Below are 7794 nucleotides of genomic sequence, written 5' to 3'. Positions count from 1 at the left end.
TTCATCTACACAATGAATTCATTGAAAAGTATTCATTACAAGGAATACCTGGCCTGGCAATACTGCTCTTTTTCTTCGTGTCGATGATTGGCTACGCCATCAGAAACAAAAATGGTCTGCTATTGACTGCCATGCTTCTATTATTGCTCTATGGCCTGACAGACGTCATATTATTGAGTTCAGAGGCATTGATATTCTTTATGATCCTGTTTGCTCTGAGTACACCTTTCTCTCAGACAAAACAACGATGATAAATAATGCCCGCCTGGCGGGCATTATTATTTCTGGTGTTGATAAAACTCCGCCAGCGTCATCCCCACCGTCTTGTCCGACAGCCATGTAAACAACTGTTCCAAATCCTGGTACAACCCTTCAATGGCCGCATCATCTTTGAACGTAGGACTTCCGCCGGGCATAAACTCTGAAGAATGGAGCATAAACTCCACATAATCATTGCCCTGCGACAAGCACTGTTGTGCGACCTTAATCATCTCAGACGCATTTCCACCGGACGGCCGCAGCCAGTTAACTGACGGGGAACGGTATTTCCCACGCAGCCGATCGTAGCCCTGTTTAACGGTATTCAGCCAGGCCGGGTGTTTATACTGAATACTCATCGGCACTTCGAGCAGAGGGCTCTTTCCCGGGCGGGAAATATCCTCTGTATCGATAAAGTAGGCATGGTCAGGGAAATGCTGATAATTCGTTCCTCCGTGACCCTGCGGTGCCCCTTTGGCATTTCGCCAGTTCACCCGTGGGGTGACGGAACAGTCAACCTGATAACCCAGCTCTATCAGCAAGTTTGCGTAGCGACGATCAAACGCCCAACGCCCGGCACGGTGGCTCAGCATTTTGGTCTGGAAGGTCTCTTCCAGTAAGTGCGTCATAAAAAGCACTTTCTCGCGCATAATTTCATCTGAAAACTCAATCAGATAAGGTTGCCAGCGCCAGTCATCACCGGTGAGGTCATGTTCAGGTGGGCTGTTCCACGCATGAAGATGCATGCCAACCTCGCCCTGGCCGCGGGCAATCACATCTTTTGCGAACTCAATGAAAACCGGTTCGATCGCCATCTCATAGTTGGTCAGCCAGACCGGCTTAAAACCAAAACGCTCGCATAGCGCCTGAAATCGTGCCAGGTAGCGTGCGTTTTCCGTTTTGATAACACGGTGGTTTTGCCAGAGATTATCGCCTTCTGTATCAATGGTGATGATAAACGCTGGTTTTTTCATAATGAGTCCGTAAGACGTAAGAGTGAGGGCTATGTTACGCACTCTGCGAAGCAGGAGTAAACCCTTCCAGGGAAATTCCTGACATTATGGAGAAAGAGTGCAAGTCGCCATCAGGTCTATTAGAATTGCTGACAGTATACCGCTGATAAGATGATGATGATTAACCTACTCGACACGCCTGATTTACGAATTTTACTTATCAAACTTCGACATCATGGCGACATGTTACTCACAACTCCGGTCATTAATTCGTTACGTCAAAAATGGCCCACGGCGCAAATCGATGTTCTTCTTTATGAAGAGACACGCGATATGCTCGCCGCGCATCCGGCGATCGGCACCATCTACGGTATAGATCGTAAATGGAAGCAGCTCGGCACCCTGAAACATCTGCAAAAAGAGTGGCAGTTACTCTGTGCCTTAAGAGCGCAGCGTTATCATCTGGTGATTAACCTTGCCGATCAGTGGCGTAGCGCCATTGTCACCCGTTTCACCGGCGCGCCAGTACGCCTCGGGTTCGCGTTTAACAAGCGAAAAAACGCGTTCTGGCGTTTTTGTCATACCGATTTGGTTTCCGTCGCCAATCACCCGTCGCTCCATACCGTTGAGCAAAATCTTTCTATTCTTTCACCGTTGCCCGTCCCGGCTCAGCCAGACGTCACTATGGCCTACCGCGCAGAGGACTGGGATCGTGCGCGCCAGCTACTGACGCAACAGGGTGTGGCTGATAACTACGTGGTGATCCAGCCAACGTCACGCTGGTTCTTTAAATGCTGGGACGAAGGCAAGATGGCGCAAACCATCACGGCACTCCAGCAGGATGGCCACACTGTAGTTCTCACCGCTGGCCCGGATAAAAAAGAGCTGGCGATGATAGACCGCATTCTCGCCGCGGCGCCAAAAACGGGCGTAGTCTCTCTGGCCGGTCAACTCACGTTGCGCCAGCTGGCATCACTTATCGATCATGCACGCCTCTTTATTGGCGTCGATTCCGTTCCGATGCACATGGCCGCCGCGCTTCAGACGCCGTGCATTGCTCTCTTCGGCCCGTCAAAACGGGTGTTCTGGTCGCCATGGCAGGTCAACGGTGAAGTCATCTGGGCTGGCGATTTTGGCCCACTTCCCGACCCGGACGCCATTGATACCAAAACAACTGAACGCTATCTCGACGCCATTCCCGTTGATGTCGTGGTCTCCGCCGCCAGGAGATACCTGTAATGAAACACCATCGTTTAGCGATTGTTCGCCAAAAATACCGCCCTGATGGCGGGGCGGAACGCTTCGTTTCCCGGGCACTTACCGCACTGAGCAACCAAAACCTGGAGCTCAACGTCATCACGCGTGAGTGGCAGGGGGAGAAGCAGGACGACTGGCATATCCATATTTGCGACCCGCGTAAATGGGGCCGAATCAGTCGCGAACGCGGGTTTGCACATGCCGCGCGTGCGCTGTGGGAACAGCAGCAGTTTGACATTGTGCAGAGCCACGAGCGTATTCCTGGCTGCGATATTTACCGCGCAGGGGATGGCGTGCACCGGCGTTGGCTGCTGCAGCGTGCGCGCATTCTGCCTGCCTGGCGTGCACAACTTCTGATGCACGATCGCTACCATCGCTACGTCATGCACGCCGAACGTGAAATGTATCAGGCTCCTGAATTGAAAGCCGTTATCTGCAACGCGGAGATGATCAAACGCGAAATCATCGAAGACTTTGATATTGACGCAAAAAAGATACATGTGATTTATAATTCAATTGATTCCAGCCGCTTCGTTCCGGCAACCGAAGGACAGCGCGCTGCACTGCGTCAGCAGCTCGGATTGCCTGTCGATGCCGTGGTGTTGTGTTTCGTCGGGTCAGGTTTTGAACGTAAGGGACTGGCCAGCGCTATCCGCGCTATCGCGGGCACACCCGTGTGGCTGATTGTGGTTGGACAGGATAAAGCAGAAAGTCGTTACCGTGACCTTGCCCGTTCATTGGGCTGTGAGGGGCAAATTCGCTTCCTGGGGATGCAAAAAGAGACACTGCCATTTTACCAGGTATCCGATGGATTACTGCTGCCAACGCTGTATGATCCTTTTCCAAACGTCATTCTTGAAGCGATGGCCTGCGGTTTGCCCGTCATTACTTCAGTGAGTTGCGGTGGTGCAGAGTTTATTGAGCAAGGTCAGAATGGCTTTTACTGTGATGCACTTGATATCAGCAGATTGAAGGAGGCAGTCATGACCCTTCCATCTTTGGATAAGAATAACGATATGGGGCGGGCAGCGCGTGAGCGCGTAAAAGAAGCGACCCCAGAAAAATTATCAAGTCAGCTTATTTCGCTTTATCAAAAATTACTGGATTAAAAATGCGCATCCTAATGATTATTGATGGTTTGCCCGGTGGAGGAGCCGAAAAAACGGTTCTCACCCTCTCCAGCGGATTGATAGAAATGGGGCATCAGGTCTCCCTTTTCTCCCTGCGAAAGGTGTGCGACTACGCCATCCCGGCAGGCATTGATTATCAGGTCATTCAGGATACGTGTAAAAAGCCCTGGAGAAAGCTCACCGAGATCCCGCGCCGGGCGCAGCTGCTGGACAATGCCATTGAGCAGGCTGAGCGCAGCGGGAAGTTCGACGTCATATTCTCGCACCTGCATAAAACCGATCGTATTGTGGCGCACAGTCGTGCGCTGGATCGCGATAAGGTCTGGTTCTGCGTGCATGGCATGTTCTCATTCTCCTACCTGCGTCATCGCCACGGCCTTTCACGCTGGTTTAAGCATTACAAAATTCGTCATACCTACGAAAACCGAAATGTTGTCGCCGTCTCCGCCGCCGTGCTGAAAGATCTCTCAGAGACGCTGTCCATCGACCTTCGTCGCAAAGCGGTTATCCATAATCCCTTTGATATTCCTGAAATCCAGCGTCTGGCGGATGCGCCTTTTGAGATGCAGGGGCAGGATTACATTATTCACGTGGGTCGTTTTCATGAACATAAACGCCACGACCGCCTTCTGCGTGCCTATACGCAGAGCAAAATAGACGCATCGCTGGTGATGATGGGCAACGGTTCTGACACCAAAATTCAACAGCTTAAACAGTTAGCGAAAGAACTCGGGATCGAAGACAAGGTTATTTTCCGCCCCTTCGAGTCCAACCCTTATCCGTGGATTAAAGGCGCACGGCTTTTAGTGTTAAGTTCTGACTGTGAAGGTTTTGGTAACGTACTGGTAGAATCCATCATCTGCCAGACGCCGCCTGTCAGTACGAACTGTCCTGGCGGGCCCGCTGAAATCCTCACGGGTACGCTGGCGCGCGGGCTGTCGGAGATGAATGACGAATCACTGGCGAAAACACTGGCCGATCTCTATACCTCCCCGCCTGTCGTTGATAGCGCAACGATCGCGTCGTTCGGGATAAATGCCATTTGCCAGCAATATGTTGCGTTGGTAGACAATCAATAATAATCAGGTTTCTTATGCAAAATTCAGCGCCATTATTAAGCGTAGTGGTTGCCGTTTATAACGGCGAAGCTTTCCTGGATCAGTTCTTTACCTGCCTTGCGAATCAACAGATCGACAGTATGGAAGTCATCATCGTCAATGATGGCTCCACGGACAGTTCGATGCAGATAGTCGAAACCTGGCGTGAAAAACTGCCGCAAATGCAGGTTATCGAACAGGAAAATCAGGGTGTATCCATTGCGCGCAATACCGGTCTGGCCGTCGCTACCGGTCAATATCTCTCTTTCCCGGATATTGATGATGTCTTTAAGCCGGGCATGTATCAGCGCTTGCTTGATATGGCCGTCACGCAGAATCTGGATGTCGCCACCTGCAACGGAAACTACGTCTGGGAAAACAATAAGAAGCCTTCACGGCCGATTTTCCCGGAAGACAAGCTGGCCTCGACAGGCGTCATGACCGGTGCGGCATGGTTAAAAAAAGCGCTCGACTCACGTAAGTTTCTGCATGTGACCTGGCTGAATATCTATCGCCACGACTTTATTCGTCAGAACGGTTTTCGTTTTGAGCCCGGCCTGCGTCATCAGGATATCCCGTGGACTACCGAAGTCTTGCTCGCAGCTGACCGCGTGCAATACACCAGTGAACGTTTTTACGACTATTACATTCACTCCGCATCGGTTTCCCATATGCCGGACAATGATGACACGCTGATTCGCTCGGCGCGCCATTACATGAAAATTCTGCAGATGCTGGATGCCATCAACCAGCGTTACCCGGAAAAAGTGAAAGATATCCCCGCCTGCCACTGGCAAATCGCCAAAGAGGGGCTTGGGATCATTCATACCTTCGACAATATGAAGGATGTGCAGAAGAAGTCGATGATAATAAAAGAGTTCTTCGACACGGGTATCTGGAGGCTTATCTGGAAAAGCGCCAAAAGCCCCCGTTTGCGCTGGCGCCTGGGCCGACGCTACTTCCGTTTAAAACGGTATCTGGCATAAGAGATAGCTTTACCCGGCTTAAATGCTTAGAATTTCCCCGCCGAAACTAAAAAACGGATAATCGCTTGGAATTGTTGTATACCGCCCTGCTCTACATCATCCAGCCACTGGTGTGGCTGCGACTGTTGCTTCGTAGCCGTAAAGCGCCTGCGTATCGTAAACGCTGGGCTGAACGCTATGGTTACTGCCGCAATAAAGTCGTGCCGGACGGTATTTTGCTGCATTCCGTTTCTGTGGGCGAAACGCTGGCGGCGATCCCGCTGGTTCGCGCCCTTCGTCACCGCTATCCGTCACTGCCGATCACGGTCACGACCATGACGCCGACGGGGTCTGAACGCGCATTATCGGCGTTCGGTAAAGACGTTCAACACGTCTATTTGCCTTACGACCTGCCTTGCGCCATGAACCGCTTCCTGAATACCGTTCGCCCGAAACTGGTGATCGTCATGGAAACCGAGCTGTGGCCAAATATGATTTCCGCCCTGCATGCCCGTAAAATTCCGCTGGTGATTGCCAACGCGCGCCTTTCAGAGCGCTCGGCGAAAGGTTACGGCAAGTTAGGCAAATTTATGCGCCGCCTGCTCAGCCGAATAACGCTGATTGCCGCGCAGAATGAAGAAGACGCGGCGCGCTTTCTCGCTCTGGGCCTGAAGCGCAACCAGCTTGCGGTGACGGGTAGCCTGAAGTTCGATATCTCCGTCACGCCTGAACTCGCCGCCCGTGCGATTACGCTACGTCGCCAGTGGGCACCGCGTCGCCAGGTGTGGATTGCAACCAGCACCCATGACGGTGAAGAAGCCATTATCCTGCAGGCCCATCGTAAGCTGCTGGAAAAATTCCCCGATTTGCTGCTGATTCTGGTCCCTCGTCACCCCGAACGTTTTAAAGATGCGCGTGAGATGGTGCAGAAAGGCGGCTTCAGCTTTACCCTGCGCAGCAGCGGTGAGATCCCCTCCGGCAGCACTCAGGTGGTGATTGGCGATACAATGGGCGAGCTGATGCTGCTTTACGGCATTGCCGATCTGGCTTTTGTCGGCGGCAGCCTTGTGGAGCGCGGCGGCCATAATCCGCTTGAGCCGGCCGCACACGCCATTCCGGTGCTGATGGGTCCACACACGTTTAACTTCAAAGATATCTGCGCTAAATTGCAGCAAGCCGACGGGTTAATTACCGTGACCGACGCGGACTCGGTGGTCAAAGAGGTCTCAACCCTTCTGACCGACGAAGACTACCGCCTCTGGTATGGTCGCCATGCTGTCGAAGTGCTGCATCAGAACCAGGGCGCACTCACTCGTCTGCTGCAACTTCTGCAACCTTATCTGCCTCAGCGGAGCCACTAATGTCAACGCGTCTGTCGGTCGTGATGATCGCCAAAAACGCCGCCGACCTGCTTCCGGACTGCCTGGCCTCCGTCGCCTGGGCTGACGAAATTGTCCTTCTCGACTCCGGCAGCGAGGACAACACGGTGGATGTCGCCCGTGCCGCGGGTGCAAAGGTCTTTATCGATACCGACTGGCAAGGCTACGGCATCCAGCGACAGCGCGCGCAGCGCTATGCTACTGGCGATTACGTGCTGATGCTGGACACTGACGAGCGCATTACACCAGAGCTCCGCCAGGCCATTCAGGCGGTGCTGGCAGCACCTCAGCCTGGCGCGGTATACAACATTGCACGTCGCAACTATTTCCTTGGCCGTTTTATGCGCCACAGCGGCTGGTATCCAGACCGCGTAATGCGCCTCTACGAGCGTGAGCGATATCAGTACAACGATAATCTGGTCCATGAATCCCTGGCATGCGACAGTGCCCCCGTCATTCCTCTGACGGGCGATCTGCTGCATCTGACCTGCCGGGATTTCGCCAGCTTCCAGCGCAAACAGCTTAACTATGCCACCGCATGGGCACAGGAGCGCCACCTGCGCGGCAAGAAGGCCACGCTGACCGGTATTTTCACCCACACGCTGGGGGCATTTCTGAAAACACTGCTGCTGCGAGGCGGCGTGCTGGACGGTAAACAGGGGTGGTTACTGGCGGTGGTGAATGCCCAGTATACTTTCAACAAATACACCGAGCTGTGGGCGCTTTGCCGCGGCTACTCAGAGAAAACGTGAGCC

7 protein-coding genes and 1 pseudogene are annotated in these 7794 nt (G+C 53.0%); 7 read left to right on the top strand and 1 reads right to left on the bottom strand.

Translation table 11 applies throughout. The features are described from left to right. A pseudogene (locus JTA15_RS21860) lies at nt 1-251 on the top strand (O-antigen ligase family protein); the annotation flags it as partial. Nucleotides 252-278: 27 nt separating this feature from the next. Here the strand turns inward: JTA15_RS21860 and JTA15_RS18325 are convergent. Further along, nucleotides 279-1232: a polysaccharide deacetylase family protein gene (locus tag JTA15_RS18325; RefSeq protein WP_059305848.1), complete on the bottom strand. Its 954-nt coding sequence runs from the start codon at nt 1230-1232 to the stop codon at nt 279-281. A gap of 150 nt (nt 1233-1382) precedes the next feature. On the opposite strand from JTA15_RS18325, the gene rfaQ reads away from it, so the two are divergent. The 6 genes from rfaQ to JTA15_RS18295 all read left to right on the top strand — a co-directional run bounded on the left by rfaQ (nt 1383) and on the right by JTA15_RS18295 (nt 7791). Continuing rightward, complete coding sequence (gene rfaQ, locus JTA15_RS18320; RefSeq protein ID WP_014168062.1) at nt 1383-2450, top strand: putative lipopolysaccharide heptosyltransferase III; 1068 nt, start codon at nt 1383-1385, stop codon at nt 2448-2450. Then, the gene (locus JTA15_RS18315) at nt 2450-3577 is read left to right on the top strand and encodes a glycosyltransferase family 4 protein (protein WP_014168061.1); all 1128 of its coding nucleotides are present in this window, start codon (nt 2450-2452) and stop codon (nt 3575-3577) included. The genes rfaQ and JTA15_RS18315 overlap by 1 nt, the downstream gene beginning before the upstream one ends. A 2-nt stretch (nt 3578-3579) precedes the next feature. After that, entirely contained in the window at nt 3580-4677 is a 1098-nt protein-coding gene (locus tag JTA15_RS18310; protein ID WP_151712476.1) for a glycosyltransferase, read from the top strand. A gap of 14 nt (nt 4678-4691) precedes the next feature. After that, entirely contained in the window at nt 4692-5681 is a 990-nt protein-coding gene (locus tag JTA15_RS18305; RefSeq protein ID WP_020882686.1) for a glycosyltransferase, read from the top strand. Nucleotides 5682-5746: 65 nt separating this feature from the next. Next, complete coding sequence (gene waaA, locus JTA15_RS18300; RefSeq protein ID WP_014168058.1) at nt 5747-7021, top strand: lipid IV(A) 3-deoxy-D-manno-octulosonic acid transferase; 1275 nt, start codon at nt 5747-5749, stop codon at nt 7019-7021. After that, complete coding sequence (locus JTA15_RS18295) at nt 7021-7791, top strand: glycosyltransferase family 2 protein (RefSeq protein WP_113656867.1); 771 nt, start codon at nt 7021-7023, stop codon at nt 7789-7791. Before waaA ends, JTA15_RS18295 begins: the two co-directional genes overlap by 1 nt. Nucleotides 7792-7794 lie beyond the last annotated feature (3 nt).

Source organism: Enterobacter sp. BIDMC 29 (genome assembly GCF_019378755.1).
Classification (GTDB): domain Bacteria; phylum Pseudomonadota; class Gammaproteobacteria; order Enterobacterales; family Enterobacteriaceae; genus Enterobacter; species Enterobacter ludwigii.
The sequence above is the reverse complement of the archived record's forward strand: the minus strand, read 5'-3'. Positions and strand labels throughout refer to the sequence as shown.